Below are 26,632 nucleotides of genomic sequence, written 5' to 3'. Positions count from 1 at the left end.
ACCCACCGGACCGTCTCGGCCAACGGCGTGCAGCTGCACGTCGCCGAGGCGGGTCCGGAGTCCGGGCCGTTGACGCTGCTGCTGCACGGCTTCCCGGGCTTCTGGTGGTCCTGGCGCCACCAGCTGCCCGCGCTCGCCGCCGCCGGGCACCGCGTCGCGGCCGCCGACCTGCGCGGCTACGGCGACTCCGACCGCCCGCCCCGCGGCTACGACCTGTGGACCCTCGCCGGCGACGCCGCCGGCCTCGTCCGCTCGCTGGGGGCGCGGGAGGCGACGGTCGTGGGCGCGGGCTGGGGCGGAGCCGTCGCGTGGACGCTGGCGACGCTGCGCCCGGGCGTGGTGGCGCGGCTGGCGGTGCTCGCCGCGCCGCACCCGCGCACGGCGCGCGCTGCCGCCCGTCGCCGGCCCTGGGCGCCGGCGGTGCGCACGCTGCTGTCGGTGCAGGCGCCCCGCCTGCCCGAGCGTCACATCCGCCGCGACGGCGGGGCGTGGGTGGAGGAGCTCCTGCGCGCGGGCTCGGGGCCCGGGTGGGTCGTGGCGCCGGAGTTCGCCGAGGTCGCCGACCACCACCGCGCCGCGATGCTCCTGCCGCGGGTGGCGCACACGGCGATCGAGGGCTTCCGCTGGTGCGTGCGCTCGCAGTTCCGGCCCGACGGGGCGCGCTACGCGGCGGCGATGGGGCGGCACGTGACGGTGCCGGTGCTGCAGGTCCACGGTGCCGACGACCCGTGGGTGCCCGAGCGCGTGGCGCGCGCCTCGGCGCGGTGGTGCGACGCTGGGTTCCGGTACCGGGGACTCGACGGCGTCGGGCACTTCCCGCACCAGGAGGCACCGCAGCACGTCACCGACGCGTTGCTGGACTTCCTCGACGACGCGTGATCGTGGGGGCTGTCCTGGCGTTGAACGCCGGCGTGGACGCCACGCTGGCACAGCCGCCCGGGGAAGCCGGCTAGGTGTACAGCTAGGCGGCGCAGGAGCCGGTGCTGACGCGGCCGGTGGCGCCCGGGGAGGCCTCGAGGGCGGGGCGGACCTGGTCGGCGGTGAGGACGAAGCCGGTGTCGCCCTGGTCCACGGCCGCGCCGAAGACCACGCCGATGACGTTGCCGTTCGGGTCGACCAGCGGGCCGCCCGAGTTCCCCGACCGCACCTGCCCGCGGATCGTGTAGACGTCGCGGGTCACGGTCTCGCTCTCGTAGATGTTCGGTCCGCGCAGCTGGATGCGCTGGCGCACCTTCGCCGGCGACGACGAGAACGGCCCGTCGAGCGGGTAGCCGAGCGCCACCGCGTTGTCGCCGGTCTCAGCGCCGCGGAAGTCGAACTCCAGCGGCCGGGCCTCGAGGCCGGGCACCGCGAGCACGGCGACGTCGACCTCGTCGTCGTAGTAGACGACGCGCGCCGAGCGGGTGCGCGAGTCGCCGTCGGAGGTCGGGACCTCCACCGACACCTCGTCGGTCCCCGCCACGACGTGCGCGTTCGTCATCACCCGGCCCTGGCCGACGACGAACCCGGTGCCCTCGAGCGCGCGCTGGCACGACGGCGCGCGCCCGCGGACCTTGAGCACGCTGGCCCGGGCCTGCTGGACCACCGGGTCCTCGACGAGCGCGGCCTCCGGCGGCGGCACGTCGGCGATCGGGGTCGACGAGAACGGGCTGAGCACGTCCGGGAAGCCCGAGGCGTCGAACAGCGCGCGCAGCTCGTTGGGCAGCTGGCGCAGCGGGGTCGGCATGACGGCGTCGACACCGGCGAGCACCCGCGAGTCCCGCAACGACGACGCCAGCGCCGTCTCCGAGGAGCCCGCGAGCGGCAGGGCGATGAGCCAGGCGACGATGAGCGCGGTGATCGCCTGCAGCACCGACCCGAAGGCCGAGTCGACGGTGCGCACGGCGGGCAGGCGCATGCGGTCGCGCACCGCCCGCCCGAGGTAGACCCCGAGCGTCTCGCCGATCGCGACCAGCGCGACGACGAGCACGACGCTGACGACGATCCGCGCGGTCGTGCCCTCGAACGCGTCCACCAGCGCCGGCGCGATCTTCAGCCCGAGCAGCGCCCCGCCGAGCACGCCGAGGAAGCTCAGGGCGGCGACGGCGAGCCCGTGGCGCCAGCCCGAGATGCCCGCGGCGATCGCGAGCAGCACGACGACGACGTCGACCCAGCTCACCGGAACGGCCCTCCTTCGGCGGCCGCACCCGGCCGGCTCGACGTGGTGGTCGCGGTCGTCGCCGTGCTCGCCGCGCTCAGGTCGTGCCGCTGCGCCCACACCACGTCGAGGTCACGCACGTCCGAACCGTCCCACGGTCTCTCCCACCCGCCCAGGGTGAGCATCCAGTCCACCAGACCCGCCGTGAAGCCCCAGACGAGCAGTCCTCCTGCGGCGAACGCGGGACCGACGTACCCCGACGGCCCCGTGACGCGGAAGCGCGCGCCCGGGTCGGCCAGCGCGGCGACCGGCACGCGCACCACCGAGGCCGTCTCGCCGGGGTCGACGACGCCCACCGGCCCCGGGCGCTCCCAGTGCGCGAGCACGGGCGTCACGGCGAAGCCGGTCACCGGGATGGTCAGCGGCGGCAGGGTCAGCAGGGGGACGACGCCGTCGGGGTCGAGGCCGGTCTCCTCGCGGGCCTCGCGCAGCGCCGCGGCGACCGGGCCGGCGTCCTCGGGGTCGATCGACCCGCCGGGGAACGCGGCCTGCCCGGCGTGCGAGCGCATGTCGGCGGCGCGCTCGGTGAGCAGCAGCTCCGGGCCCGCCCCCGTGTCGCCGAAGAGCATGAGCACCGCGGCCCGGCGCGCGCCCGGGGCCGGGCGCCGGCGGAACGGGACGTCGTCGGGGCCCAGGCGGCGGCACGCGTCCACCAGCGGCGCGAGCCAGGACGGCGCGGCCTCGGGGCGGACGGTGTGCTCGTCGCTCACCCGGCACCCCCGCGTGCGGCGTCGACCGCCGCCCGGACCTGGTCGGGGGTGCGCAGGACCTGCGGCGGGATGTCGACGACCGTGCCGTCGGCGCGGACGAGCACGCTCGCGGGCAGGATCGGCGGCGCGCCGAGCTTCGGCCCGACGACCTGCGCCGGGTCGCTCACCGACGGGTAGCGCGCGCCGAGGCTCTCGAGCAGCGCCAGGGCGGTGGTGGCGCGGTCGGCGGCGTCGACACCCACCACGGCGACGGCACCGGGCTGCTCGGTGTAGGCCTGCAGCGCCGGGATCTCCTCGCGGCACGGCCCGCACCACGACGCCCAGAGGTTGACCAGGGTGTCCCGCCCGGCGAGCGCCGCGGCGAGGTCGACCGGGCCGGGCGCACCGAGGCACTCCAGGGTCACGCCGGCGAGCGCCGGCACGGGCGTCGCCCCCGGCGTCGGCGTCGGGCACGGGGTGAGCTCGGCGGCGTCGCGGGCGTCGGCCAGGGCGCCCGGGTCGTCCGGGCCGGCGGCGGGCGCGGGCTGCAGCACCGAGGACGGGTCGGTCGCCGGGGCGGGGGTGCTCTCCCGCGGCCACAGCGCGATGACGCCGACCACGGCCAGCACCACGACCACCAGCGTGGCCCGGACCTCGGCGCGGGTCACCGCGTGAGGCCGACGAGGGCGAGCAGGTGGTCGGCGTCCGGGCCCTTGATGAGCTTCGTGGCCTTGACCGGGTCCATCTCGCCGGTCCCGGCCGCCGGGCAGTCGCGGCGCAGCGAGCAGGCCCCGCACGCCGGCTTCTTGGCGTGGCAGACGCGGCGGCCGTGGAAGATCATCCGGTGGGAGAGCATCGTCCAGTCCTTGCGCGGGATGAGCTCGCCCACCTCCTTCTCCACCTGCACCGGGTCCTCCGCCGAGGTCCACGCGAAGCGGCGCGCGAGGCGCCCGAAGTGCGTGTCGACCGTGATCCCCGGGACGTCGAAGGCGTTGCCGAGCACCACGTTCGCGGTCTTGCGCCCGACGCCGGGCAGGGTCACGAGGTCCTCGAGACGCCCGGGCACGACGCCGTCGAAGCGCTCGACCAGCGCGGCGCCGAGCTTCGTCACCGACTCGGCCTTCGCCCGGTAGAAGCCGGTGGGCCGCAGGATCTCCTCGAGCTCGGTGCGCTCGGCCCCGGCGAAGGCCGCGGCGTCGGGGTAGCGGGCGAACAGGGCCGGCGTCACGCGGTTGACGGTGACGTCGGTGGTCTGCGCGGAGAGCACCGTCGCCACGAGCAGCTCGAGCGGCGACGTGAAGTCGAGCTCGCAGTGGGCGTCCGGGTGCGCCACCGCGAGGTCACGGTGCATCCGCCGGGCCCGTCGCACGAGCGCGAGTCGGCTCTCCTCACCACCGGCGCGGGCTGCCCTGCTCACCCACCCAGGGTAGGACGCCGCCCCCGAGGTCCCGGACGGGTGCCCGGCGATGCCGCGACGACCGCTCGACGACGACTGTCCCGCGTGGCACCCCGACACGCCCGACCCGGGCCCCGGTGCGGACCGTCACGGCACGGTGCGGGACGATGACCGCACCATGACCGCCTGGCTCGCCATCCTCATCCCGCTGCTGGTGATGGTCTTCGCGCTCGGTATGGAGCGCCTGGAGACCCGCCTGCGGTCGGGCACCGTGCGCGAGGACGAGGTCGAGGACTTCCTCGAGCGCGCCCGTCCCGACGAGGTCAAGGCCCTGTTCCGGCAGGGAATCGGCGGTGCGCTCCAGCTGTTCCGCCTCCGGAACCTCGGGAAGCGCGGGGGCCTCGGCCCCCGCCGCACCAAGGAACGGGCCTGACGCTCACGGACGGCAGCGACGTCGCGGAGATCTCAGGCGCTATCATGGTCCGATCGGGCGAACACCTGCATCGGGATCGGGCGAACGACCCCGATGCGGTGACGTCCGTCGACCCCGCGTGGCGCGATCATGGGTCGACACGTGACTATGCTGCGGCGGACGTGACTGGTGACACAGAGGTGCGGACGCGGGCCGAGAGCCCGGCGCCCGCGCGCGGTTGAGCGAGAGTGGGCGAGGAGCGCACGGTGGACGAGGTACTGGCGCGGGCCGGGATCTTCCAGGGGGTGGACCCCGCCGCGATCGAGGTGCTCACGGAGTCCCTCGAGCGCGTGGAGTTCCCGCGCGGGACGGTCATCTTCAACGAGGGCGAGCCGGGTGACCGGCTCTACATCGTCTCGACCGGCAAGGTGAAGATCGGCCGTCGGTCACCGGACGGACGCGAGAACCTGCTCTCGATCTTCGGTCCGTCGGACATGTTCGGCGAGCTCTCGATCTTCGACCCGGGCCCGCGCACCTCGACGGCCACCACCGTCACCGACGTGCGCGCCTACACGATGGACCGCAACGCGCTCCGCGAGTGGATCGCCCAGCGTCCCGAGATCGCCGAGCAGCTGCTGCGCGTGGTCGCCCGCAGGCTGCGCCGCACCAACAACCTGCTCGCCGACCTCATCTTCACCGACGTGCCCGGCCGCGTCGCCAAGGCGCTGCTGCAGCTCGCGCAGCGCTTCGGGTCCCAGGAGGCCGGCCTCCTGCGCGTGACCCACGACCTCACCCAGGAGGAGATCGCCCAGCTCGTCGGCGCCTCGCGCGAGACGGTCAACAAGGCCCTCGCCGACTTCGCCGCCCGCGGCTGGCTGCGCCTCGAGGGCAAGAGCGTCCTCATCCTCGAGCCGGACCGCCTGGCGCGCCGAGCCCGCTAACCCACGCGCCGGATGTGGGCGAGCTGCGCCGCCACCGACTGGTCGGCCGCCGGCCACAGGTCCTCGTCCACGTCCGCGTAGACGATCTCGACGACCTGGCGGGGCGTGGGCGTGGGCCCGAGCTCGCCCAGCGCGGCACGGACCTGGTCGAGGCGCTGCTCCCGGTGGCGCAGGTAGTACCGGGCGGTGTCGCCGGCGTCCGGGAGGTCCGGTCCGTGCCCGGGCAGCAGCGTCGTGCCCTCGGGCAGCTCCGCGAGCCGGCGCAGGGAGTCGAGGTACTCGGTCAGCGCGCCGTCGTGGTCGCCCAGCACGGTCGTGCCGCGCCCGAGGACCGTGTCGCCGGTGAGGACGCTCGCGTCGTCCTCGACCACCAGGCACAGCGAGTCGTCGGTGTGCCCCGGCGTGACGAGCACGCGCAGGTCCAGCCCCGCCGCCGCGAGGCGCTCCCCGGCGCCGAGGCCCTCGGCGCCGAGCACGAGCGTCGGGTCGAGCGCCCGGACCGGCGCGCCCACGCGCTCCGCGAACGTGCGGGCGGACTCGGTGTGGTCGAGGTGGCGGTGGGTGAGCACGACGAGCTCGACGGGCCCGCACGCGGCGAGGCGGTCGAGGTGCGTCGGGTCGTCGGGCCCGGGGTCGACGACCACGCAGCCCGCCTGGCCGGGCGCGCGCAGGATCCAGGTGTTGGTGCCGTCGAGGGTCATCGGCGACGGGTTGTCGGCCAGCACCACCGAGGCGGCTGCGGTCACCGGGCGGAGCTGCTCGTAGGCCGGGTGCTCGGGGGTGTCCGGCCCCGGGACCACGCGCCCGCTCACCGGGCCGCCCCGAACGCGTGCGGGGGCACGGCGAGCCCGACGCGGTCGTCGCCGGGGCGGAACTGCGGGGTCACCGGCTCGGGGCGCCGGCCGGTCGCCCGGTCGAGGAGCGTCACGGTGTCGGGGGCGTCGGCGAGCTCGGAGAGCACGGCCCACGTCGGCGGCATCAGCGCCCGCGCGCCGTCCTCCCACTCGCGCAGCGCCTGCGCGGGCGCGCACCAGCCGGCCCCGACGGCCTCGGTGGTCGCGCCGTCGGGCTCCTGACCCTCGGGCACCGTGGCCAGGAAGAACGCCGTGTCGTAGCGCCGCGGCATGCCCTCGGGGGTGATCCAGCGCGCCCAGGGCCGCAGCCGCTCCGCGTCGAGCCGGGGCAGGACGTCGCGCAGGCCGATCTCGCGGGCGGTCAGTCGCTCGCGGGCGCCGTCGGACGGCCGGGTGCCGGCGAGCAGGACCCCGGTCTCCTCGAACGTCTCGCGGACCGCGCACGCCAGCAGCGCCGCCGCCCCCTCGGGCGTCGTGGCCCAGCTGCGGGCCGTCGCGGCGGCCGTGGCCTCGTCCACGAGACCCGCCGCGAGCGCCTCGCGGTCGGCGGCGTCCAGCCCACCGCCGGGAAACACCGACACCCCGCCCGCGAACGCCATCTCGCCCGCGCGCTCGAGCAGGAACACCTCGATGCCCGACCGGGCGGCCGCGTCCCGGAGCAGGACGACAGTCGACGCCAGGCGCAGCTCGCCCGGCGGGCGGCTACCGAGCCGGTCGAAGGCGGGCCGGTCCATCCCGAACCGCGGGGGCAGGTCGACGAGCTCGGTGGTCACGAGCCGCACCCTAGGCGTCGCGCGGCGGCCCGTCCTGGTCGTCGTGATCTCCTCGACGCGGCAGCCCGTGCCCGTTGACGGGACCGTGGGGGTGCCCGTTGGTGCCGGCGCCGTTCGTGCCGGCGACGCCGGGCGGCGGGCCCTGCCACGGCCCGGGGCCTCCCGGACGGCCGGGACGACCCGGGCCGGGGTGGGGCCCGGTGGGACGGGGCCGCGGCGCGGTGGTGTCCTCCGACCCGGGCGGGGGCGGGGGCTGCTGGGGCGGGCGCCCGAGCAGCGGGTCCGGGGCGTCGGCCGCGAGCCGCTCGCGGGACGCGAGCTCCTCGTGCAGGCGGGCCAGCAGCTCCCGCTCGCGCTCGGAGAGCTGCACGTCGAACGAGTCGGGTCCCGACGACGCGGGCGGCGTCGGGGACGGGGCCTGCGCGGCGGCGGGAGCGGTCGGCTCGGGGCCACCGGGATGCTGGACCGGGCCGGTCGCGGGCTCCGCGCGGGCGGCGTCGTGCCCGTCGGCCTCGGGGCCGTGGTGGTGGCCGTTGGTCGACGAGGTCCCGGTGGGGCGGCCGCCGGGGTACTCCGCGGTGTACTCGGCGCTGTACTCAGCAGCCTCCGGCGGGACCTCGAGCTCACCGGTCTCGCTGCGGCTGTGCCGGGCGCGCCGCACGCGGCCGTTGCTGCTCCCGTTGTCGGGAGCGGCAGGCGGCGTGGGCGGCGGGGTGGTGGGGGCGGGGCCGACGACCGGGAGGTCGCCCGTGGCCGCGTCCGGGTCCACCGGCGCCTCGGTGCGCCACGCCGGGACGTCGGCGCTGCGCGGCGGCTCCGCGGGGTCGTCCTGGTCGGGGCCGAAGGTCACGCCGACCGGGCCCTCGGTCCAGGACGAGATCGGGTGCTGGTCGGAGAGGATCTCGTCGGGCGGCGGGGTGCGCCACAGCGCGGCGATGCGCTCGGCGGTGGCGTCGGGGTCGATGTCGACCGGCGCGGGCGCCTCGGGGGCGACCGTCTCCGGCTCCGGCTCGTCCTCGCGGCTCTCGGGCTCCGGCCCGACGTGGCGGGTCTCGGGCTCCGGCCGGGCCGGGCGGGGCGCCTCGGGGCGCTCGGCCTGCTCGGGACGCGGGGTGGCGGCGGGCCGGTCGGGTGCCCCGGCGGTGTCGGCCGGCGGCGGGGCGGGCTCCGGCTCGGGTGGCATCGACCGGGCCATCTCCCGCAGCGCCTCGCGCGCCACGTCGCTCTCGGAGACCGGACCGGGCTCGCGGGGTGTCTCCCGCACCGGCTCGCGGGGGGCCTCCCGGACCGGCTCGCGGGCCTCGATCGTGCGGCGGGGCAGCCGGGCGTCGGGCGCCGGGTCGGTGCGGTCCGCGCGCTCGAGCGGGTCGGTGCCCGCGGCGGCGACCGTGCGGTACTCCTCCTCGACCGGCTCGTCGGGCTCCTCGCGCGGGGCGGCGGGCACGCCGAACGGCGGCACCTCGTCGGCGGGGCGGCGCCACGGCGCGGCCTCGGGCCGGAGGTCGACCGCCGGGCGGGAGCGGGGCGCCGGCCCGGGGGCCGAGGACCGGGCCGGTGCGGGCGTCGACGCGGCGGGCACCGTCTGCGGGGTCCCGAGCGGGCGGGCCGCGCGCACGGCGGCGCGGTGGTAGGCGGGCAGCTCGGCGCCGGCGGCGAACACCTCGACCGACACGGCGCCGTGCTCGCGGGCCGCGTAGGCCACGTGGTGGGCGACGTGCTCGCAGTCGTCGGGCGAGTGGGTCTCGACCAGCACGACGCGGTGCGGCACGGGCCCGGGCGCGGTGCCCGCCGGCGTCGTCCGCCAGCACTGGCGCACGCGCTGGACGCCGGGCAGGCGGGCGGCGGCACGCGCGACGGCCTCGCCGGCCCCGCCCGCGGTGGCGCCGGGCGGCGGGTCGGCGGTGAAGCGGTGGTCCTCGCGACGGTCGGCGTCGGGGTCGCGGGGCAGGGCGTCGACCAGCTCGGGGTCGACGCGCGACGCGGCGAACCAGCGCCCGAGCACGGCGTGCTCGCGCGCGGTGACGCCCGCGCCGGCGGCCAGCAGGCAGCCGCCGAGCAGCTCGGCCGCCGCGGCCTCGTCCTCGACGGCGACGAGCTCGCGCACCGAGGTCAGCGCGTCGTCGTCGATGCGCCCGGCGAGCGAGAGCAGGACCTCGTGACGGCTGCCGCCCTCGGTGGGCGTGCCGCCGGGTCGCGGGTCGAGACCGCTGCGGGCGTTCCGCGCCCCCGGCGGCCGCCGACCGGGGCCGGCGCCGGCGTCCCGGGCCTCGGGCTCGACGATGCGGGACCCGAACCACGGCGCGAGGTCGTCCTCGTCGGCCGGGCCCAGGTCGCGGGAGGCCACCGGCTCGTGCCGCGGCTCGGGCGCCGACGCCTCGGCCCGGCCGGGCTCACGCGCGGCGGCCGGCTCGGGCCGCGGGTCGTCGCCCGGGCCGGAGGCGCGGGGGACCACGGGCTCATCGACGGGCTCGACGTCACGGGCGGCCGCCGGCTCGACGGCCGCCTCGGGTGCCGGCTCCTCCTCGACGCGCGCGGGCTCGGCGGCGACGGGGTCGTCCGGACGGTCCTCCGCGACGTCCTCGGCGACGTCCTCGACCTCGTCCGGCACCGCGGCCACCGGGTCGACCGGCTCGGCCGCCGTCGGCTCGGGCTCCGCGACAGCAGGCTCCGCGGACGCAGCCCCCGCCGGCTCCGCGACCACCGGCTCGTCGGGCTCGGGAGGTCCGGGCGCCACGGGCTCGGCCGAGGAGGGCTGATCGGGCACGGCGGCGTCGCCGCCCGCCGGGGTCGCCTCGCCCACGGACGTGCCCCCGAGGCCCGCGGCGCGCTGGCGCCGGCGCTCGGCGACGCGGCGCCAGGCGGCGAGGGCCACCGGGTCGCGGTCGGGGCGCTCGGTCCCGGACGCACCGTTGGCGCGCTCGTCGCGCACCGACCACGGCGGGAGGTTCGCGAGGTCCCCGCCGCCCCCGGCGAGGCCGCCGAGGTCGGGGAGCTCGCCGAGGTCGCCGAAGCCGAGCCGGCCGATGCGCGGCGGGTCCTGCGCGCGCCGGCGGGCGAGACCCGGCGCGGGCTCGGCGCCCGGACGGTCCTCGCCGGTCATGTCGCGCTCAGCCATGGCCCACCAGCTCCCCGGCCTGGGCGCCCTGCCCGGCGCGGGTCGGTGACGGCACGCGCCCCTCGGCCGAGCGCCACAGCACCTCGGAGGCCGTCAGCGCGGCCCGGTGGTAGGGAGAGGGGGGAGCCGACGGCCCGAGGACCTCGACGCACGGGTCGGCCTCGCCGCGGGCCCGCAGCGCGCGCTGCACCGCGCCGGCCAGCGTCGGACGGTCGGCGTGGCCGTCGGCGGCGACCAGCACCACGCGGACCGGCGCGCCCGAGCCGGCGCGCCAGGCGCGGCGGATCGCCGTGACCCCCTCGGTGACCGGGGCGAGGGCCCGCAGCACGAGATCGGTGTCGTCCCAGCCGGGACCGGTGCCGGGCTCGAGGAACGTCGCGGCCGGCTCGCCGACCGCGTCGACGTGCAGCACCGCGTCCACGAGGCGGGCGGGCCCGCCCCACGCGAGCACCGCGGCGCGCAGCCGGGCGCGCTCGTCCTCGGTGACCCCGACGCGGTGGCGCAGCAGGGCCCGGGGCAGCGCGGTGCGCAGCGCCACGTGGGCGCCGCAGGACAGCCAGTCGCGCAGGCGCCAGAGCAGGCGGTCCGGCAGTCGCCCGGCCATGGCGAGAAGGACGTCGTGACACGCCTGCTCGGCCTCGCCGGACGAGGGGGTCCAGGATCCGGTCCCGGTCCTCGATTCCACGCTCAGTGCTCCGATCCGCCCGCGGCGTCACCGCTCGCCCGCCCGGTCTGCCGAGTGGGTCGCCTTCCAGCTCACGTGAGGTCGACGACGACCTCAACCTCGACGGGGGCGTTCAGCGGCAGCGCCGCCACTCCGATCGCCGAGCGGGCGTGCTCGCCCGCCGAGCCGAACACGGCCCCCAGCAGCTCCGACGCGCCGTTGACCACGTGGGGCTGACCGCCGAACCCCGGCGCCGACGCCACGAAGCCCACGACCTTGACCACCGACGCCACCGCCTCGAGCCCCACGAGCGCGTCCACCGCGGCGAGCGCGTTGAGGGCCGCGATCCGCGCGTAGGCGGCCGCGTCGTCGGGGTCGACCTCGGCGCCGACCAGGCCGGTCGCCGGCAGCTCGCCACCGACGAGCGGCAGCTGGCCCGACGTCCACACCTGGTTCCCGCTGCGCCGCGCCGGGACGTAGACACCCTTGGGCGCCGCCACCGCCGGGAGCTCGAGGCCCAGCGACCGCAGCGCCTCCCGAGGACCGGACGCGGTCATCCCCGCGGCTTCTTCAGGTACGCGACGTGCTGCTCACCGGTGGGTCCGGGCAGCACGGTGACCAGCTCCCAGCCGTCCTCGCCCCACTGGTCGAGGATCTGCTTGGTGGCATGGGTCAGCAACGGCACCGTCGCGTACTCCCACTTCACGGCCTCGGCACTCATGTCGGCGAGGGTAGAGAAGGTCCCCGACACCGCTGTGACCCGGACCCCGTGCGCACCGGCCGCGGCGTCCGACGGCCCGGCCTAGGGTGGACGGCGTGACCGATCAGCGCTGGCCCGCCGCCCTCGCCGAGGCCCGGCTGCACGTGGTGAGCGGCAAGGGCGGCACGGGCAAGACGACGCTGGCCGCGGCCCTGGCCCTGGCCCTCGCCGCGGGCGGGCGACGGACCCTGCTCGTCGAGGTCGAGGGCCGGCAGGGCATCGCCCAGGTCTTCGACACCCCGCCCCTGCCGTACGCCGAGCAGCGGATCGCCGTCGCCCCCGACGGCGGCGAGGTCCGCGGGCTCTCGGTGGACGCCGAGGCGGCCCTGCTCGAGTACCTCGAGATGTTCTACAACCTCGGGCTGGCCGGCCGGACCCTGCGGCGGATGGGCGCGATCGAGTTCGCGACCACGCTCGCACCGGGCCTGCGCGACGTCCTGCTCACGGGCAAGGTCAAGGAGTGCGTCGGGCGCACCGTCGGCGAGGACCGCCGCGGCGGCCGGCGCGTGCCGCTCTACGACGCCGTCGTCCTCGACGCGCCGCCCACCGGCCGCGTCGTGAAGTTCCTCGACGTCACCAAGGCGATGGGCTCGCTGGCGCGCACCGGCCCGATCCACTCGCAGAGCGAGGGCGTCGTCGAGCTGTTGCACTCGCCGCAGACGGCGGTGCACCTCGTCACCCAGCTCGAGGACCTCCCCGTCCAGGAGACCCTCGACACCGTCGACGAGATCCGCGAGGCCGGGCTGCCCATGGGCGCCGTGCTGGTCAACCGCGTCCGCCCCTCGCGCCTGCCGGCCACGGCGCTGACGGGGGCGGCCACCGGCGCCGGGCTCGGCGCCGGACTGCGCTCCGGGCTCGAGGCCGCGGGGCTGTTCCTCAAGGACGACGAGGTGGACGGGCTGGTGTCGGAGACGGTCGAGCACGCCGAGCGGGTGCAGGTCGAGGCCGCGGTGCGTTCGCGGCTCGACGCCGCGGGCCTCCCGCAGCTGGAGCTGCCCGAGCTCACCGAGGGCGTGGACCTGGGCGGGATCTACGAGCTCGCCGAGCTGCTGCGCGAGCAGGGGGTGCGGTGATGGCCGACCAGCGACCGGGACGTCCCCGTCACCTCGACCTCGACGAGCTGCTCACCGACCGCGCGACGAAGGTGCTCGTCTGCTGCGGCTCGGGCGGGGTCGGCAAGACCACCACCGCCGCCTCGCTCGCGCTGCGCGCCGCCGAGCACGGCCGGCGCGTCGTGGTGCTGACCATCGACCCGGCGCGGCGCCTCGCCCAGTCGCTCGGGCTCGAGGAGCTCGACAACGAGCCGCGCACCGTGCCGGGCGCGCTGCCGCCGGGCTCGGGCGGCGAGCTGCAGGCGATGATGCTGGACATGCGCCGGACCTTCGACGAGATGGTCGCGGGCCACACCACGCCCGAGCGCGCGCAGGCGATCTTCGACAACCCCTTCTACCAGACCATCTCCACCTCGTTCTCCGGGACGCAGGAGTACATGGCGATGGAGAAGCTGGGCCAGCTCACGGCCACCGGCACCTGGGACCTCGTCGTCGTCGACACCCCGCCCTCCCGCTCGGCGCTGGACTTCCTCGACGCCCCGCAGCGGCTGTCGTCGTTCCTCGACGGGCGGATGATCCGGCTGCTCTCGGCGCCCGCCCGCGCCGGCGGGAACGCCTTCCGCAAGCTCGTGGGCTCGACGTTCAACCTGTTCGCCAAGGCCGTGTCGACGATCCTCGGCGGGCAGATGCTCGCCGACGCCTCGGCGTTCGTGCAGGCCTTCGACACGCTCTTCGGCGGCTTCCAGGAGCGCGCGAACACGACCTACCAGCTGCTGCGCGCCCCGGGCACCGCGTTCGTCGTCGTCGCCGCCCCCGAGCCCGACGCCCTGCGCGAGGCCAGCTACTTCGTCGAGCGCCTGTCCGCGGAGAAGATGCCGCTCGCGGGCCTGGTGCTCAACCGCACCCACCCCGTGCACGCGACCCTGTCCGGGGCGCGGGCGCGCGAGGGCGCCGAGACCCTCGAGGCCTCGCGGGGTGATCGGGTCGAGCTCCGCTCCGCTCCGTCTCCCGACGACGAGCTGGCGGCCGCGGTGCTGCGCCTGCACGCCGACCGCGTCGAGACCGCCGAACGGGAGCGCCGCGTGCTGGGCCGCTTCACCCGCGCGCACCCGACGGTGCCGATCGTCGACGTGCCGGCCATGGCCACCGACGTGCACGACCTCGAGGGCCTGCGCGAGATCGGCCGACGGCTGGCGTCCTGAGCCACGGCCCGGTCGCCCGCACGGCGACCGGGCCCGCTCCCGGATCGATCAGCCGACGTGCCGCCGGCCGCCGCCCTCGGCACCCTCCACGGGGCGCGGCGCCTCGACGGCCGCCGGACGCGCCGTGCGGCGCGGGCGGGCCGGGGCTTGCGGGTTGGCCGGCGGGCTCGCGGCCGCGGCGCGCCGCGCCGACTCGAGCAGCGCCGCCCACGAGATGACGTCGGGGCGGCGCTTGAGCAGCGCGCGCCGCTCGCGCTCGGTCATGCCGCCCCAGACGCCGAAGCGGATGCGGTTGTCGAGCGCGTGGGCCAGGCACTCCGTGCGCACCGGGCAGGCCGTGCACACCTCGCGCGCATCACGCTGCTGGGCGCCCTGGACGAAGAGCGTCTCGGGATCCTCGTCCCGGCAGCGCGCGGAGTGCCGCCAGTCGATCGAGGTCGCCGCGCTCGACGGCACCGACTCACCTGTCACGTCGTGTCCCCACCCTCTGTTCCCCGTGCGGGCCCTTCGTCCGTGGACACACCTCCCCGCAGGTGGGTCCTCGTGCGCGCGCCGGATCGGTCCCCGGGCGCGTCCTGCCCGTCGTTGGGGTCTGACGCAGCGTAGGAGCGGACGGTTCCACCCACAACGGGATCGGAAGGATCTCTGACGATGTGGGGTCGACCCGGCACGCGCCGGCGGTTGCGCACGTCCGACGGGTCCAGCTCCGCTGCGCTGCGTGTCCCATCCGGCCGCGTACCCTCGTCGCCGTGGCGCGAGGTGGACGGGACATCGGGGCGAAGGTGCGACCGATCACCAAGCTCCTGGCGATCTGCCTGGTCGCCGGGGTGATCGTGGCGGGGATGGCGTTCCCGTTCGTGGGGGGCGTGGGCCTGCTCTCGAACGACGCCAGCGACACCGTCAACGCGACGTCGTCGGACCTCGCGGCAGGGCAGCTGCCCGGTGTCACGACCGTGCAGGACAACCAGGGTGCGCCGATCGCCTACCTGTACGAGCAGAACCGCACGCCGGTGCCGCTGCAGCAGATGTCGCCGGCGATGCGCGGGGCGATCGTCGCCATCGAGGACCGCCGGTTCTACGAGCACGACGGCGTCGACTGGACCGGCACGCTGCGCGCGCTGGTGACCAACCAGACCGCCGGCTCCACCCAGCAGGGCGCCTCGACCCTGACGCAGCAGTACATCAAGAACTACCAGCTCTACGTCACGGCGCAGACCGAGTCGGAGCGGCTGGAGGCCACCGAGCCGACCTACGCCCGCAAGCTGCGCGAGGTCCGCGTGGCGCTGCAGCTCGAGCGCGAGCTCGCGTCCGGGCGCAGCAAGCGCGAGGCCAAGGACGAGGTGCTCGAGCGCTACCTCAACATCGTCTTCCTGGGCAACAACTCGTACGGCGTCGCCGCCGCCGCGCGCACCTACTTCAACACCACGCCCGACCGCCTGACGATCCCGCAGGCCGCGATGCTCGCCGGGATGGTGCAGTCGACCACCCAGTTCGACCCGACCCGCCACCCGCAGGCCGCGACGGGCCGGCGCAACGAGGTCATCAACCAGATGCTGGGCCAGGGCATGATCACCCAGCAGCAGGCGCAGGAGGCCGTCGCGTCGCCGCTGGGCATCGTCGAGCCGCTGGCCACGCCGTCGAACGGCTGCATCGGCGCCGGCAACGCCGCCTTCTTCTGCAAGTACGTCGTCGACTACCTCGGCGAGTCCGGCATCTCGGCCGAGCAGCTCAACCGCGGCAGCTACACCATCCGCACCACGCTCGACCGCAACGCCATGAACGCGATGCAGCAGGCGCTGAACGACGAGGTGCCCCCGCAGCAGCGCAACGTCGCCGACGTCATGGCCACCGTGCAGCCCGGCCGCGACCGGCACCGCGTCGTCGCCATGGGTGCGAGCCGCATCTTCGGCGTCGACGGCGACGCGCTCCAGACCAGCTACGGGCTGCCGTGGGAGCCGGTGAACCTCGGCGCCGGCTCGACCTACAAGATCTTCACGGCGGCCGCGGCCCTCGAGGAGGGTCTCGGCATCAACTACCAGATGCCGATCCCGCCCGACGGCTACGCGTCGCCGATCTACCGCGACGGCTCCGGGCGCCCGTTCCCGGTGCGCAACGCGGAGGAGGGGCTCGCGCCGTTCCTGTCCATGACCGACGCGCTGGCGCAGTCGCCGAACACCGGCTTCGTCAAGCTCATGGAGACCACCGGCGTGCCCCCGGTCGTCGACATGGCGGTCAAGCTCGGCCTGCGCTCGCTCGCGGACCCCGGCCCGAGCGGCGAGTCCATCGCCGACACCGCCCGGGAGCAGAACCAGGGCTCGTTCACCCTCGGCGTCACGCCGACCAGCCCGCTCGAGCTCGCGAACGTCGGGGCCACGCTGGCCTCGAGCGGCATGTGGTGCCCGCCGAGCCCGATCGAGTCGGTCACCGAGGCGTCCGGTGCGCCGGTGCCCGTCGCCGAGCAGCCGTGCGAGCAGGTCGTCGACCCGGCGCTGGCCGACACGCTGATGACCGGGCTGAGCAAGGACGACCAGCCCGGCGGGACCGCGGCCGCCGCCGCGGCGGCCAACGGCTGGAACCGGCCCCTGTCGGGCAAGACCGGCACGACCCAGAACAACCGGTCGGCCGCCTTCCTCGGCTTCAACACGCAGTACTCGGGCGCCGTCATCACGTTCGACGACTCGTCGTCACCCCGGACGCTCTGCGACGGCGGTGGCGAGAACCCGCCCTTCCCGTGCGGCGACGGCAACCTCTTCGGCGGCACCACCCCGGCCCGCACCTGGTTCAAGGCGATGAACCCGATCTTCGCGCCGCTCCCGGTCGCGCCGCTGCCGCCGACGACCCCGCGCTACCTGCAGGGCGGGTCGAACGAGCAGGTCCCCGAGGTCATCGGCGACCAGGCCGACGAGGCCACCGACGAGCTGCGCGACGCCGGCTTCCAGGTGCAGCAGGTGCCCGTCGGCAACCGCGCGCCCGCGGGCACCGTCGTCGGCCAGAACCCGCGGGGCTCGGTGCTGCCCGACCAGGTCGTGACGCTGCAGGTCTCCGACGGTCGCGTGCCGGCGGCGCCGTCGCCGCCGAGCGGCCCGCCGCCGCTGGCCGGAGCCGCGACGGGAGCGGGCGGATGACCGGCCTCGGCGGGACGCTCCTGCGCGCGGGCGCCGGCGTGACCGCGGCCGGCGCCCTCGGCCTCGGCTACGCCGTGGGCGTCGAACGGCACTGGTTCGCGCTGCGCCGCGCCCGTCTCGAGGTCCTCGACCCCGAGACCGCGGCCGGCCGCAGCCTGCGCGTGCTCCACCTCTCCGACCTGCACCTGCGCCCGGGGCAGCGCCTCGAGCGGCGGTTCGTCGAGGGACTGGCGGCGCTCGAGCCGGACCTGGTGGTCGACACCGGCGACAACCTGTCGCACCCCCGCGCCGTGCCGGAGGTGCTGCGCGCGCTCGGCGCCCTGCTCGACCGGCCCGGCGTCGTCGTCTGGGGCAGCAACGACTACCACGGGCCGAAGCCGAAGAACCCGGCCGACTACCTGTTCCGCCCGCAGCACCGGATCCTCGGCCCGGAGCTGCCGTGGCGCGACCTCCGGGCCGCGATGCTCGAGCGCGGGTGGCTCGACGCGACCCACACCCGGCACACGCTGACCGTCGCCGGGGTGCGGGTCGCCGTCGCGGGCGTCGACGACCCCCACATCGGCCGCGACGACCACGACCGCATCGCCGGGCCCGTCGACGAGCCCTGTGACCTGCGCCTCGGGCTCACCCACTCCCCCGAGCCGCGGGTGCTCGACGCGTTCGCCGCCGACGGCTACGACCTCGTCCTCGCCGGCCACACCCACGGGGGCCAGCTGCGGCTGCCCGGGTACGGCGCGATCGTCACCAACTGCGGGATCGACCGGTCCCGGGCGCGCGGGACGTCGCGGTGGGGGGCGCACATGCGTCTGCACGTCTCGGCCGGTCTGGGCACCTCGCCGTACGCACCGGCGCGCTTCTCGTGCCGGCCCGAGGCGACGCTGCTCGAGCTCGTGCCGCGGCCGGTCGGGTCCGGTGCCACGCGTGCCGCGGTCCACGACCGGGAGGGGCGGCCCCCGTCAGCTCGCTCGGGGGCGGACGGGTAGAGTCGTCCCTGCGCGATCGCCTCCGGGGTGTGGCGCAGCTTGGTAGCGCGCCTCGTTCGGGACGAGGAGGCCGTGGGTTCGAATCCCGCCACCCCGACACGCCGCACGAGAGCCCCCATCCGCTGAGCGGATGGGGGCTCTCGTCGTTCCGGAGCAGTGACGTGGCCTCGCTCGTCCGCACCACACACGTGGCGATCTCCGTCCGGTAACGACACGATGTCGACCGACGATGCCTTCCTCGGATCACCCTGTCGGGGGGCTCTCACACGGATCGGGGACACCATGCGACACGGACGGGCACCGGAAGCGCCCGCCGGACGGCACGCCGCGCCGGGGACGCCGCTGCACCACGACGCCGGACCGGGCGACGGGGGCCACGGCCCCCTGCCCGCGGGACGGCACGCCCGCCCCGGGGCGGCTGCTGCCGTCGACGACTCGTCCCGTCGCCTGCGCGCGGTGCCCGACCCGGTCCCGGGCTCCGCCGTGCGCCGCGAGGACGAGCGCCGGACGCCGCGGCTCGCCGACATCCTGTCGGCGACGCCCGCCCCGCCCGTCGGTGCTCGGCACACCGACCTCCCGGGTGACGCGCTGCCCGGGCCCCGTCCCGTGCCGCGCGCCGGCGAGCACCCCTCGTTCCCGAACCTCGCCCCGGTCCGGCCCACCGGCCTCGTGCCGCACCAGGGCCCGCTGCCTGCGCCCGCCACCACCCGCCACGCGGCGCCGATGCCCCGCGAGACGGCGCGACCCGCGCCGACCCACCACGCGCCGACCCACCACGCGCCGACCCAGCACCCCCCGCTCCCGCCGGCACCGGTCCGGCCCGCCCGGCCCGCGGCCTCGCCGACGTCCGCCACGGCGCTGACGACCGCGACGTCGAGCCCCGCGGTCGCGAGCACCACGGCCACCCCGACCGGCGCCGCCCCGACCGGCGCCACGCAGGCCACGCCCACACCCGCCCGCCGCCCCGCGGCCCGGCGCTCGGACCCGGCCGACATCGTGCCCCGGTCGGCGCTGCGCTCGGCGCCGGGCAGCGCGACGACCGCGGCGGCCTCCGCGTCCCTCGCCCCGGACACGCCCGCCCCCGTGACCCCGGTCTTCGCCGACGGCACCGGTCGCCGGGCGCGGCGGTTCCGCACCGTGGCGATCGCGGCGACGGCGGTCTGCGCGTCCTACGTCGGCGTGGTCGCCGTGGGCGCGGTGGCCGGCCCGGTCGGCCCGACGGCCGCACCGACCCTGCTGCCCACCCCCACGGCCACGCTCCCGCCGCCCGCCGTCGTCCCGCCGACCGTCGACGCACGCAACGTCGCCGAGGTCGAGCCGACCACGACGACGCGGTCCGCGCGGGCCACCACCCGCAGCACGCCGCGCTCGACCACCGCACGAGCGCCACGCGCGGGCCCGCGCCAGGTCGTCGAGCCCGCCGAGCCGGTGGCCCCGGCCCCGCGGGCGCAGCGGGCCGTCCCCCAGGCCGAGCAGGAGCCGGACGAGGTCGACGCTCCGCAGCAGCAGACCGACGGCGGCGCGGACGACGACGCCGCGGACACCTGAGCCCCCAGAGGCGCCGCGCGGCCCGTCCGTCGTGGCGCGCCCTGCTGCTCGCCGCGCTGGTGGCGGTGCTCGTCACCGCGCCCGTGGTCACGGGCGAGACGCCCGTCCACGAGTCCGCGCTCGCCGACGTCGCGGGGACGCGTCTCGCCGACGCGCCCGCCCGCCCGGGTGTCCCCGCGCCCGCGGGACCGCTGCCCGACGTGGCGTTCGCGCCGTACGTCGACCTGACGACCCCGCCCCTGCCGGCGATGACCGACATGGCCGACGCCACCGGCCACGCCGACGTCGTGCTCGCGTTCGTCCTCGCCGACGCCGAGGAGTCGTGCGCGCCGACCTGGGGCGGCACCACGCCCCTCACCGACCCCGCCGTCGCGACTCGCGTGGCCGGGCTGAAGGCGCACGGCGGGCGGATGACCGTGTCGTCGGGCGGGGCCCTCGGCGACTACCTCGAGACCGCGTGTCCCGACGCCCGCTCGCTCGCGGACGCCTACGCGGCCGCGCTCGACGCGGTGGGCGCCGACCACCTCGACGTCGACGTCGAGACCGACACCGGACGCGACGTGTCGACCCGCCGCATCGCCGAGGCCCTCGCGCTGCTCCAGCACGAGCGCGGCACACGCGTCACGCTGACCGTGCAGGTCGACGGCGTCACCGAGGGCCTCAGCGCGGACGCCCGCAGGCTCGTCCAGGACGCCACCACGGCCGGCGTCGCGGCGCGCGTGAACCTCATGGTCATGAACTTCTCGTACGAGGGGGCCTGGGCCGACGCGATGATCGGCGCGACGCGCACCGCGGTGGGCCAGCTCGAGAGGATCTGGCCCGGCAGCGAGCCCGCGGACGTCCGTCGCCGCGTCGGCGTCACCTTCATGATCGGGCGCAACGACATGGACATGACGACGACGCCCGACGACGCCCGCGCCGTCGTCGACGACGCCCGCGGCAACGGCTACGGCGGCGTCGGGTTCTGGTCGCTCGCCCGGGACAACGGCTCGTGCCCCGGCACCGAGGACGAGGCCGACGACTGCAGCGGCATCGCGCAGGAGCCCTGGGCGTTCACGCGGATCGCCCAGGGCTTCGCCCGCCCGTCCTGAGGACCGGGACTCACTGCCCGGTGGTCAGCACCATCCGGAACCGCGCGTCGTTGTTGATCATCCTGTCGTAGGCCTCGGCGGCCCGCTCCAGCGGCAGCGTCTCGATCATCGGCCGGACGTCGGTGAGCCGCGCGAAGCGCAGGGTGTCCTCGGAGTCCATCGAGGTGCCCGACGGGTGCCCGGTGATGCCCGCGGCGGGGCCGATGAGGCTCATGGCGTCGACCTGCAGCGGGCTCTCCGCGGCGCCGACGACGAGCAGCTGCCCGCGACGGTCGAGGCCCGGGATGAGCGCCGAGATCGCCTCGCCGCTGGTCGCGGTGGCGAGCGCGACCGTGACCCCGCCCATCTCGGCGAGCGCCTGGCCGGGGTCGGTCGCCTCGCTGTCGACGTACTGGTGGGCGCCGAGCTTGCGGGCGAGGTCCTCCTTCTCCCGCCCGCGCGACACCGCGATCACCTCGAAGCCCATCCGCGCCGCGAACTGGATGCCCAGGTGCCCGAGCCCGCCGACGCCCTGGACCGCGACCCGGTCGCCCGGACGCGCCGGGCTCTCGCGCAGCGCGTGGTAGGTCGTCACGCCCGCGCACATCAGCGGCGCCGCCTCCTCGGGGGAGAGCTCGGCGGGCACGTGCGCCAGCGCGTCCGCGGGCACGACGACCGCCTCGGCGTACCCACCGTCGAAGGTGACGCCGGGGATGCGCCCGTTCTCGCAGGTGATGAAGTCACCGCGGCGGCACGGGTCGCAGTGGTGGCAGGCGCCGCCGAACCAGCCGACGCCGACGCGGTCCCCGGTGCTCCAGGCACCGAGGACGTCGGGGCCGACCTCGTCGACCGTGCCGACGATCTCGTGCCCCGGCACGATCGGGAACGGCGTCGCCGGCAGGACGCCCTCCTTGGCGAACATGTCGCTGTGGCAGACCCCGCAGGCCTGCACGCGGACACGGACCTCGCCGCGGCCCGGCGTGGGCAGCTCCCGCTCGACGAGCTCGAGGTCGCCCCCGGCTCGCGGGACCTGGACGGCGCGCATGATCGACACGCTGGTGACTCCTGATGGTTTCGAGGTCAACGACTCCATTGGTGCGTACCCGCGCATCCGTGGCCGGACGCGAGGCGGCGCTCACCGGCGCTCACCGGCGCTCACCGGCGCCGACCCGCGCTCACCGGGGGTCCCCGGACCACCCCAGCGGGTAGGGTCCGGGGGACCAAGCAGCCGCGACGTGACCGCGGCACGGCGTCGCGAGGGGTGGGCGTTGAGCACGCAGGACGATCTGGCGAGGCTCCCGGACTCGGGTGACCGGCCGCTGGTCGTCCTCGTCGACGCCCCGTCGAGCACCGAGCGCCGCCTGGTCGACCGCTGGCTCGCCGAGATCCGCCACGACGTCGCGGGCGGTCGCGGCCTCGAGGTGCTGCCCGCCGAGGGCCAGCAGCTCGCCGGGCGCCTGACCCGCGGCGACAACCCACTGCTCGTCCCCGTGCGCGTGGTCTGGTCGAACGACCCGGAGCCCGACCGCACCCTGCTGCGGCTCGTCGACGTCCTCACCCGCGGCTGGGCGCTGCGCTCCCGCGCCCGCGCCGCGCGCCGTACCCCGCCGCAGCACCGCGTCGTCGTCGGCCGCCCCGCCACCGTCCGCGAGCTCATGCGCCGGCACCGCCGCGAGCGCTCCGCCACCGACACGGCGGACTTCGTGCGCTTCGTGGCCCGCCAGGCGACCCTCGCGCTCGACCGCGCCGAGCGGGCGCTCACGGGCAACCGGTTCAAGGTGCCGCGCGAGGTCGCCGGGCAGATCGTCGGGTCGGCGCACTTCAGCCGCGAGATCCAGCGCCTCGCGGCGTCGACGGGACGGCCCGAGGACGAGGTGGCCACCGAGGCCGCCGCCGACCTCGAGAGCATCGTCGCCTCGCTCGACCCCGCCGCGGTCGACCTCTTCTCCGGCGTCCTGCGCCCCATGCACCAGAAGGCGTGGACGGTGCACGCCGACACCGCGGGGCTCGAGCCGCTGCGCGAGCTGAACGCCGAGCACGCGCTCGTGTTCCTGCCGTCGCACCGCAGCTACACCGACCCGTTCGTGCTGGCCGACGTGCTGCGCAGCAACGACTTCCCGCGCAACCACGTCCTCGGCGGCGACAACCTGCGGATCTTCGGGCTCGAGCAGCTCGCCCGCCGCAGCGGCATCATCTTCATCCGCCGCAGCTTCGGTGGGGACCCGGTCTACAAGGCCGTGGTCCGCGAGTACTTCTCGTGGTTGTGCGCCAAGCGCTTCAACCTCGAGTGGTACATGGAGGGCGGGCGCACCCGCACCGGCAAGCTCCGCCCGCCGAAGTACGGGCTGCTCTCCGACGTGGCGAGCGCCGTGGAGACGCGTCGCACCGAGGACGTCTACCTCGTCCCGGTGTCGATCATCCACGACCAGCTGCAGGAAGTGCACCAGATGGCGGCCGAGCAGACCGGGGCGGACAAGACGCCCGAGGGCCTGCGCTGGCTCGCCGGCTACGCGCGGGCGCAGCGCCGTCCCGTCGGCGGGGTGCACGTGAGCTTCGGCGAGCCCCTGTCGCTGCGCTCCGCCCTCACCGCGGCCAACGACCCCGCCCTCGACGCCCAGCGGGACGACGCCACCGAGGACACGCGCGAGGACACGGAGGATTCCGCGGCCCGCCGGCTCGCGCTGCAGAAGACGGCGTTCGAGGTGTTCGTGCGCATCAACCGGGTCACGCCGGTGACGCCGATCGCCCTCGCGGCGCTGGCGCTGCTCGGAGTGCGCGACCGCGCGCTGACGCTCTCCCAGGTCCGCCGCGTGGTGGAGCCGGTGCTCGACTACGTCGACGCCCGCGGGCTGCCCCACACCGGTATCGCGTCGCTGCGCACCAACGGCGGCGTCGCCGAGGCCCTGCTCTCGCTGCGCCGCGAGAAGGTCGTCAGCGCGTACACGGAGGGCTCCGAGCCGGTGTTCTCGGTGGAGAGCGGGCACCACATCGTCGCCGCGTTCTACCGCAACTCGGCGATCCACCACTTCGTCAACCGGGCGATCGTCGAGCTGGCGATCCTCGAGGTCGGCGACCTGACCGGGCGCGAGGCGCTGGCCAAGGGCTTCCAGGCCGCGCTCGACCTGCGCGACCTGCTCAAGTACGAGTTCTTCTTCCCCGACAAGGAGACGTTCCGCGCCGAGCTGATCGACGAGCTCACCCTCATCGACCCCGACTGGCGCTCGGACGACGGCGACATCGCCCGCACGCGCAAGATGCTGCGCCAGAGCCGGTTCCTGTGCGCACACCGCGTGCTGCGCTCGTTCGTCGACGCCCAGTGGGTCGTGGCAGAGCGGCTCGCCGAGCACGACCCGGACACGCCCGTCGACCAGGACGCGCTGCTCGACCGCTGCGCCGCCGTCGGGCAGCAGCTGCTGTTGCAGGGCAAGCTGCACGGGCCGGAGTCGCTGTCGCGGGAGCTCTTCGCGTCGGCGATCCGGCTGGCCGCCAACCGTGGGCTGCTCGCCCCGAGCTCCTCGCCGGGCACCGGCGGGCCCGACCTCGCGACCCGGCGTCGCGCGTTCGCCGCCGAGGTCCGCGGGGTGGTGGAGCGGGTCGTGGCCATCGACGAGACCGACGCGACGAACCGACAGGAGTCCGCGGGTGTCCGACCCTGACCACCACTTCCAGGATCTGATGGACGCGGTCGAGGCCGCGCCCGACGGGCCCGAGGTGGGCGCGTTCTTCGACTTCGACGGCACGGTGATCGCCGGCTACTCGGTGACGGCCTTCATCCGTCACCACATCCGGCACTTCGACCTGCACCCGCGCACCACGCTCGGCACGCTCGCCAACGGCTGGCAGGGGCTCAACGACGAGGAGGACTTCCGCAAGTTCCTCGGCATCACCCTGCGCACGTGGGCGGGCCGCACGCCGGAGGAGCTCGAGAAGATCGGCAACCAGCTCTTCCGCGACGAGATCGGCCCGAGCGTCTACCCCGAGTCGTGGCGGCTGATCCGGGCGCACCTCGAGAAGGGCCACACCGTCGTGCTCGCCAGCTCGGCGACGCGCTTCCAGGTCGAGCCGGCGGCCAAGGCGCTCGGCGTCGACCACACGATCTACACGGCGGTCGAGGTCGACGAGGACGGCACGCTCACCGGACGCCCCGACGGCCGCTCCCCGTACGGCGAGGGCAAGGCCGCCGCGGTCAAGGAGTTCGCCGCCGCGCACGACGTCGACCTCGACGCGAGCTTCGCGTACTCCAACGGCGGCGAGGACGTGCCGTTCCTCGCCACCGTCGCCCACCCGGCCGCGGTCAACCCGAGCGCGGGCCTGCGGCGCGCGGCGGCCGAGCGCGCCTGGCCGGTCGTCGACTTCACCGGACGGCCGTGGACGACGCCGGTGGAGATCGCCCGCACCGCGGCCACGTTCGCCGGGATGATGGGGGGCTTCGCGACCGGCCTGGGGATCGGCCTGCTCGGCGGGTCCCGACGCGCCGGGCTCAACCTCGGCATCGGCCTCGGTGGCGACCTGTCGCTCATGGCCTCCGGGGTCTCGCTCGACGTGCACGGCGCGCGGCACATCTGGGAGTCCCAGCCGGCGGTCTTCCTGTTCAACCACCAGAGCCAGCTCGACGTGCTCGTGCTCGGCGGCCTCCTGCGCGGCAACTTCGCGCCGGTGGCGAAGAAGGAGCTCGCCAACGACGTGCTCTTCGGCGGGCTCATGCGCCTGCTCGAGACGGCGTTCATCGACCGCGCGGACAACGCCCAGGCCCGCAAGGCCCTGGAGCCGGCCGTCCAGCGCCTGCGCGAGGGCACATCGATCGTCATCGCGCCCGAGGGCACCCGCTCCCCCACCCCGACGCCGGGGAAGTTCAAGAAGGGCGCGTTCCACCTCGCCATGCAGGCCGGGGTGCCGATCGTCCCGCTCGTCTTCCGCAACACCGGCGCGCTGATGAGCCGCAACGCGTTGATCATCCACCCCGGCGTCGTCCAGGTCGCGGTGCTGCCGCCGGTGGACGTCTCCGACTGGAGGCGCGAGGACCTCGACGAGCGCATCGAGGGCGTGCGCCAGCAGTACCTGCACACCCTCGCCCACTGGCCGGGCGAGTAGCGCCGGGAAGAACACACCGTTGCCCGCACCCGCGCCGAGCGCGGGTGCGGGCCGGGAGTCACGCAGGCACTGCCACGGCGTCTCGCGTCAAGCGCTCCATCACGTCGTGAGCCGTGACGACCTCTTCGACGTAACCCTGCTTCAAGGTCTCCACCGTGATCCGATGCATGACGTCTGCCGGAGTTCCGTCGATGCCCGGGAAGGTGCAGTTGAGATCGTCGACGAACAGCACTCGGTAGTCGCGGTTGAAGGCGTCGCTCGACGTGCAGAAGCAGCAGAAGTTCGTCGCCATCCCCGTGACGATGATCGTATTGCGCCCGAGGAAGGGCGGATTCCTCAGGTAGGTGTCGAGTCGCGTTCCGTAGAACGGGCTGTACTTGCTCTTGGGAATGTAGATCTCGTGGTCGCTGTAGGCGGCGGGACGGAGCGCATCGACGACGTCGACCGTCGGACTGCCCTCCTGGCACGACACCCGCTCACGGATCTGCCACCAGTGGTCCTCGTAGAGGGAATTGTTCATCCCCTGTGAGGCCGAGTGCACGATCGGGATGCGGTGCTCCCGAGCGAGGACAAGGAGGGCGTTGAGCTTCTCGTACATCGACCGGCCCTCGTCGATGACGAACTCCTCGCCCGGATCCAGGAAGTCCTTGATCATGTCGACCACGAAGACGATGCTGTCGTCCACCAGGTCGTTGCCTCTGAGTGGAGTCATGGTTCCTCCGATCATCACGCGCGTCCGCAACCGTTCGGGGTGGCCCGT

The 26,632-nt window shown here is 75.8% G+C and carries 23 protein-coding genes, 1 tRNA gene and 1 pseudogene; 12 read left to right on the top strand and 13 right to left on the bottom strand.

The features are described from left to right. Nucleotides 1–27: 27 nt before the first annotated feature. Nucleotides 28–879 (top strand): alpha/beta fold hydrolase, encoded by an 852-nt coding sequence (locus PGB27_RS14425; protein WP_274201039.1) that lies wholly within the window; start codon nucleotides 28–30, stop codon nucleotides 877–879. Nucleotides 880–961: 82 nt separating this feature from the next. Here the strand turns inward: PGB27_RS14425 and PGB27_RS14420 are convergent, their stop codons facing one another. The 4 genes from PGB27_RS14420 to nth are packed head-to-tail and all read right to left on the bottom strand — an operon-like array spanning nucleotide 962 to nucleotide 4,303. Further along, complete coding sequence (locus PGB27_RS14420) at nucleotides 962–2,158, bottom strand: MarP family serine protease (RefSeq protein ID WP_274201038.1); 1,197 nt, start codon at nucleotides 2,156–2,158, stop codon at nucleotides 962–964. After that, a complete protein-coding gene (locus PGB27_RS14415) occupies nucleotides 2,155–2,907 on the bottom strand; it encodes an NUDIX hydrolase (protein ID WP_274201037.1) in 753 nt (250 codons plus the stop codon). The genes PGB27_RS14420 and PGB27_RS14415 overlap by 4 nt, the downstream gene beginning before the upstream one ends. After that, nucleotides 2,904–3,554 (bottom strand): TlpA family protein disulfide reductase, encoded by a 651-nt coding sequence (locus tag PGB27_RS14410; RefSeq protein WP_274201036.1) that lies wholly within the window; start codon nucleotides 3,552–3,554, stop codon nucleotides 2,904–2,906. Before PGB27_RS14410 ends, PGB27_RS14415 begins: the two co-directional genes overlap by 4 nt. After that, nucleotides 3,551–4,303: an endonuclease III gene (gene nth, locus PGB27_RS14405; protein WP_408630063.1), complete on the bottom strand. Its 753-nt coding sequence runs from the start codon at nucleotides 4,301–4,303 to the stop codon at nucleotides 3,551–3,553. The genes PGB27_RS14410 and nth overlap by 4 nt, the downstream gene beginning before the upstream one ends. A 157-nt stretch (nucleotides 4,304–4,460) precedes the next feature. Between nth and PGB27_RS14400 the strand changes: the two genes are divergently transcribed. After that, nucleotides 4,461–4,715 (top strand): hypothetical protein, encoded by a 255-nt coding sequence (locus tag PGB27_RS14400; protein ID WP_274201104.1) that lies wholly within the window; start codon nucleotides 4,461–4,463, stop codon nucleotides 4,713–4,715. A 245-nt stretch (nucleotides 4,716–4,960) separates the two neighbouring features. Continuing rightward, nucleotides 4,961–5,635 (top strand): Crp/Fnr family transcriptional regulator, encoded by a 675-nt coding sequence (locus PGB27_RS14395; RefSeq protein ID WP_116708603.1) that lies wholly within the window; start codon nucleotides 4,961–4,963, stop codon nucleotides 5,633–5,635. On the opposite strand, the gene PGB27_RS14390 is transcribed toward PGB27_RS14395, so the two are convergent. The 6 genes from PGB27_RS14390 to PGB27_RS14365 all read right to left on the bottom strand — a co-directional run bounded on the left by PGB27_RS14390 (nucleotide 5,632) and on the right by PGB27_RS14365 (nucleotide 11,762). Further along, nucleotides 5,632–6,447, bottom strand: a complete 816-nt coding sequence (locus PGB27_RS14390; protein ID WP_274201035.1) for an MBL fold metallo-hydrolase — start codon at nucleotides 6,445–6,447, stop codon at nucleotides 5,632–5,634. The two genes, PGB27_RS14395 and PGB27_RS14390, sit on opposite strands and share 4 nt — an antisense overlap. Continuing rightward, a complete protein-coding gene (locus PGB27_RS14385; protein WP_274201034.1) occupies nucleotides 6,444–7,262 on the bottom strand; it encodes an NUDIX hydrolase in 819 nt (272 codons plus the stop codon). The genes PGB27_RS14390 and PGB27_RS14385 overlap by 4 nt, the downstream gene beginning before the upstream one ends. Nucleotides 7,263–7,272: 10 nt before the next feature. Further along, entirely contained in the window at nucleotides 7,273–10,377 is a 3,105-nt protein-coding gene (locus tag PGB27_RS14380) for a hypothetical protein (protein WP_274201033.1), read from the bottom strand. Then, nucleotides 10,370–10,981 (bottom strand): hypothetical protein, encoded by a 612-nt coding sequence (locus tag PGB27_RS14375; protein WP_274201032.1) that lies wholly within the window; start codon nucleotides 10,979–10,981, stop codon nucleotides 10,370–10,372. Before PGB27_RS14375 ends, PGB27_RS14380 begins: the two co-directional genes overlap by 8 nt. A gap of 152 nt (nucleotides 10,982–11,133) precedes the next feature. After that, on the bottom strand, nucleotides 11,134–11,598 hold the full coding sequence (locus PGB27_RS14370; protein WP_274201031.1) for a RidA family protein: 465 nt from the start codon (nucleotides 11,596–11,598) through the stop codon (nucleotides 11,134–11,136). Then, nucleotides 11,595–11,762: a DUF4177 domain-containing protein gene (locus PGB27_RS14365; RefSeq protein ID WP_274201030.1), complete on the bottom strand. Its 168-nt coding sequence runs from the start codon at nucleotides 11,760–11,762 to the stop codon at nucleotides 11,595–11,597. Before PGB27_RS14365 ends, PGB27_RS14370 begins: the two co-directional genes overlap by 4 nt. 95 nt (nucleotides 11,763–11,857) lie before the next feature. On the opposite strand from PGB27_RS14365, the gene PGB27_RS14360 reads away from it, so the two are divergent. Then, nucleotides 11,858–12,874 carry an ArsA-related P-loop ATPase gene (locus PGB27_RS14360; RefSeq protein ID WP_274201029.1) on the top strand — a complete coding sequence of 339 codons (1,017 nt, stop codon included), beginning with the start codon at nucleotides 11,858–11,860 and terminating at the stop codon, nucleotides 12,872–12,874. Then, complete coding sequence (locus PGB27_RS14355) at nucleotides 12,874–14,055, top strand: ArsA family ATPase (protein WP_274201028.1); 1,182 nt, start codon at nucleotides 12,874–12,876, stop codon at nucleotides 14,053–14,055. The genes PGB27_RS14360 and PGB27_RS14355 overlap by 1 nt, the downstream gene beginning before the upstream one ends. A gap of 180 nt (nucleotides 14,056–14,235) precedes the next feature. Here the strand turns inward: PGB27_RS14355 and PGB27_RS14350 are convergent. Next, a pseudogene (locus PGB27_RS14350) lies at nucleotides 14,236–14,487 on the bottom strand (WhiB family transcriptional regulator); the annotation flags it as partial. 317 nt (nucleotides 14,488–14,804) lie between these two features. On the opposite strand from PGB27_RS14350, the gene PGB27_RS14345 reads away from it, so the two are divergent. From PGB27_RS14345 to PGB27_RS14325, 5 genes are all read left to right on the top strand, one after another. Beyond that, nucleotides 14,805–17,180 carry a penicillin-binding protein gene (locus PGB27_RS14345; protein WP_274201027.1) on the top strand — a complete coding sequence of 792 codons (2,376 nt, stop codon included), beginning with the start codon at nucleotides 14,805–14,807 and terminating at the stop codon, nucleotides 17,178–17,180. Then, complete coding sequence (locus tag PGB27_RS14340) at nucleotides 17,177–18,163, top strand: metallophosphoesterase (RefSeq protein WP_274201026.1); 987 nt, start codon at nucleotides 17,177–17,179, stop codon at nucleotides 18,161–18,163. Before PGB27_RS14345 ends, PGB27_RS14340 begins: the two co-directional genes overlap by 4 nt. A 23-nt stretch (nucleotides 18,164–18,186) precedes the next feature. After that, nucleotides 18,187–18,260 (top strand) — tRNA-Pro (locus PGB27_RS14335). 185 nt (nucleotides 18,261–18,445) lie between these two features. Beyond that, nucleotides 18,446–19,711, top strand: coding sequence for a hypothetical protein (locus PGB27_RS14330; RefSeq protein ID WP_274201025.1), 1,266 nt, complete (start codon nucleotides 18,446–18,448; stop codon nucleotides 19,709–19,711). 65 nt (nucleotides 19,712–19,776) lie between these two features. Beyond that, nucleotides 19,777–20,802, top strand: coding sequence for a glycoside hydrolase family 18 protein (locus PGB27_RS14325; protein WP_274201024.1), 1,026 nt, complete (start codon nucleotides 19,777–19,779; stop codon nucleotides 20,800–20,802). 10 nt (nucleotides 20,803–20,812) lie between these two features. On the opposite strand, the gene PGB27_RS14320 is transcribed toward PGB27_RS14325, so the two are convergent. Then, a complete protein-coding gene (locus PGB27_RS14320; RefSeq protein ID WP_274201023.1) occupies nucleotides 20,813–21,826 on the bottom strand; it encodes an alcohol dehydrogenase in 1,014 nt (337 codons plus the stop codon). Nucleotides 21,827–22,049: 223 nt separating this feature from the next. Here PGB27_RS14320 and PGB27_RS14315 point away from each other — a divergent pair, with 223 nt between their 5' ends. Together PGB27_RS14315 and PGB27_RS14310 are read left to right on the top strand one after the other, a co-directional pair. Beyond that, nucleotides 22,050–24,437: a glycerol-3-phosphate 1-O-acyltransferase gene (locus PGB27_RS14315; protein ID WP_274201022.1), complete on the top strand. Its 2,388-nt coding sequence runs from the start codon at nucleotides 22,050–22,052 to the stop codon at nucleotides 24,435–24,437. Next, nucleotides 24,424–25,872: an HAD-IB family hydrolase gene (locus PGB27_RS14310; protein WP_274201021.1), complete on the top strand. Its 1,449-nt coding sequence runs from the start codon at nucleotides 24,424–24,426 to the stop codon at nucleotides 25,870–25,872. The genes PGB27_RS14315 and PGB27_RS14310 overlap by 14 nt, the downstream gene beginning before the upstream one ends. A 58-nt stretch (nucleotides 25,873–25,930) precedes the next feature. On the opposite strand, the gene PGB27_RS14305 is transcribed toward PGB27_RS14310, so the two are convergent. Beyond that, nucleotides 25,931–26,557 carry a cysteine hydrolase family protein gene (locus tag PGB27_RS14305; RefSeq protein ID WP_274201020.1) on the bottom strand — a complete coding sequence of 209 codons (627 nt, stop codon included), beginning with the start codon at nucleotides 26,555–26,557 and terminating at the stop codon, nucleotides 25,931–25,933. Between the last annotated feature and the right edge of the window lie 75 nt (nucleotides 26,558–26,632).

The sequence above is a fragment of the Actinomycetospora lemnae genome (genome assembly GCF_028737315.1).
Lineage (GTDB): Bacteria > Actinomycetota > Actinomycetes > Mycobacteriales > Pseudonocardiaceae > Actinomycetospora > Actinomycetospora lemnae.
Note: the sequence above shows the minus strand (reverse complement) of the source record. Positions and strands in the feature narration are given on the sequence as shown.

Excerpts from the sequence above, each read along its gene's own strand:
- PGB27_RS14400 (WP_274201104.1), top strand. The coding sequence starts at position 4,461 with ATGACCGCCTGGCTCGCCATCCTCATCCCGCTGCTGGTGATGGTCTTC.
- PGB27_RS14380 (WP_274201033.1), bottom strand. The coding sequence starts at position 10,377 with ATGGCTGAGCGCGACATGACCGGCGAGGACCGTCCGGGCGCCGAGCCC.
- PGB27_RS14375 (WP_274201032.1), bottom strand. The coding sequence starts at position 10,981 with ATGGCCGGGCGACTGCCGGACCGCCTGCTCTGGCGCCTGCGCGACTGG.
- PGB27_RS14370 (WP_274201031.1), bottom strand. The coding sequence starts at position 11,598 with ATGACCGCGTCCGGTCCTCGGGAGGCGCTGCGGTCGCTGGGCCTCGAG.
- PGB27_RS14365 (WP_274201030.1), bottom strand. The coding sequence starts at position 11,762 with ATGAGTGCCGAGGCCGTGAAGTGGGAGTACGCGACGGTGCCGTTGCTG.
- PGB27_RS14355 (WP_274201028.1), top strand. The coding sequence starts at position 12,874 with ATGGCCGACCAGCGACCGGGACGTCCCCGTCACCTCGACCTCGACGAG.
- PGB27_RS14340 (WP_274201026.1), top strand. The coding sequence starts at position 17,177 with ATGACCGGCCTCGGCGGGACGCTCCTGCGCGCGGGCGCCGGCGTGACC.
- PGB27_RS14330 (WP_274201025.1), top strand. The coding sequence starts at position 18,446 with ATGCGACACGGACGGGCACCGGAAGCGCCCGCCGGACGGCACGCCGCG.
- PGB27_RS14320 (WP_274201023.1), bottom strand. The coding sequence starts at position 21,826 with ATGCGCGCCGTCCAGGTCCCGCGAGCCGGGGGCGACCTCGAGCTCGTC.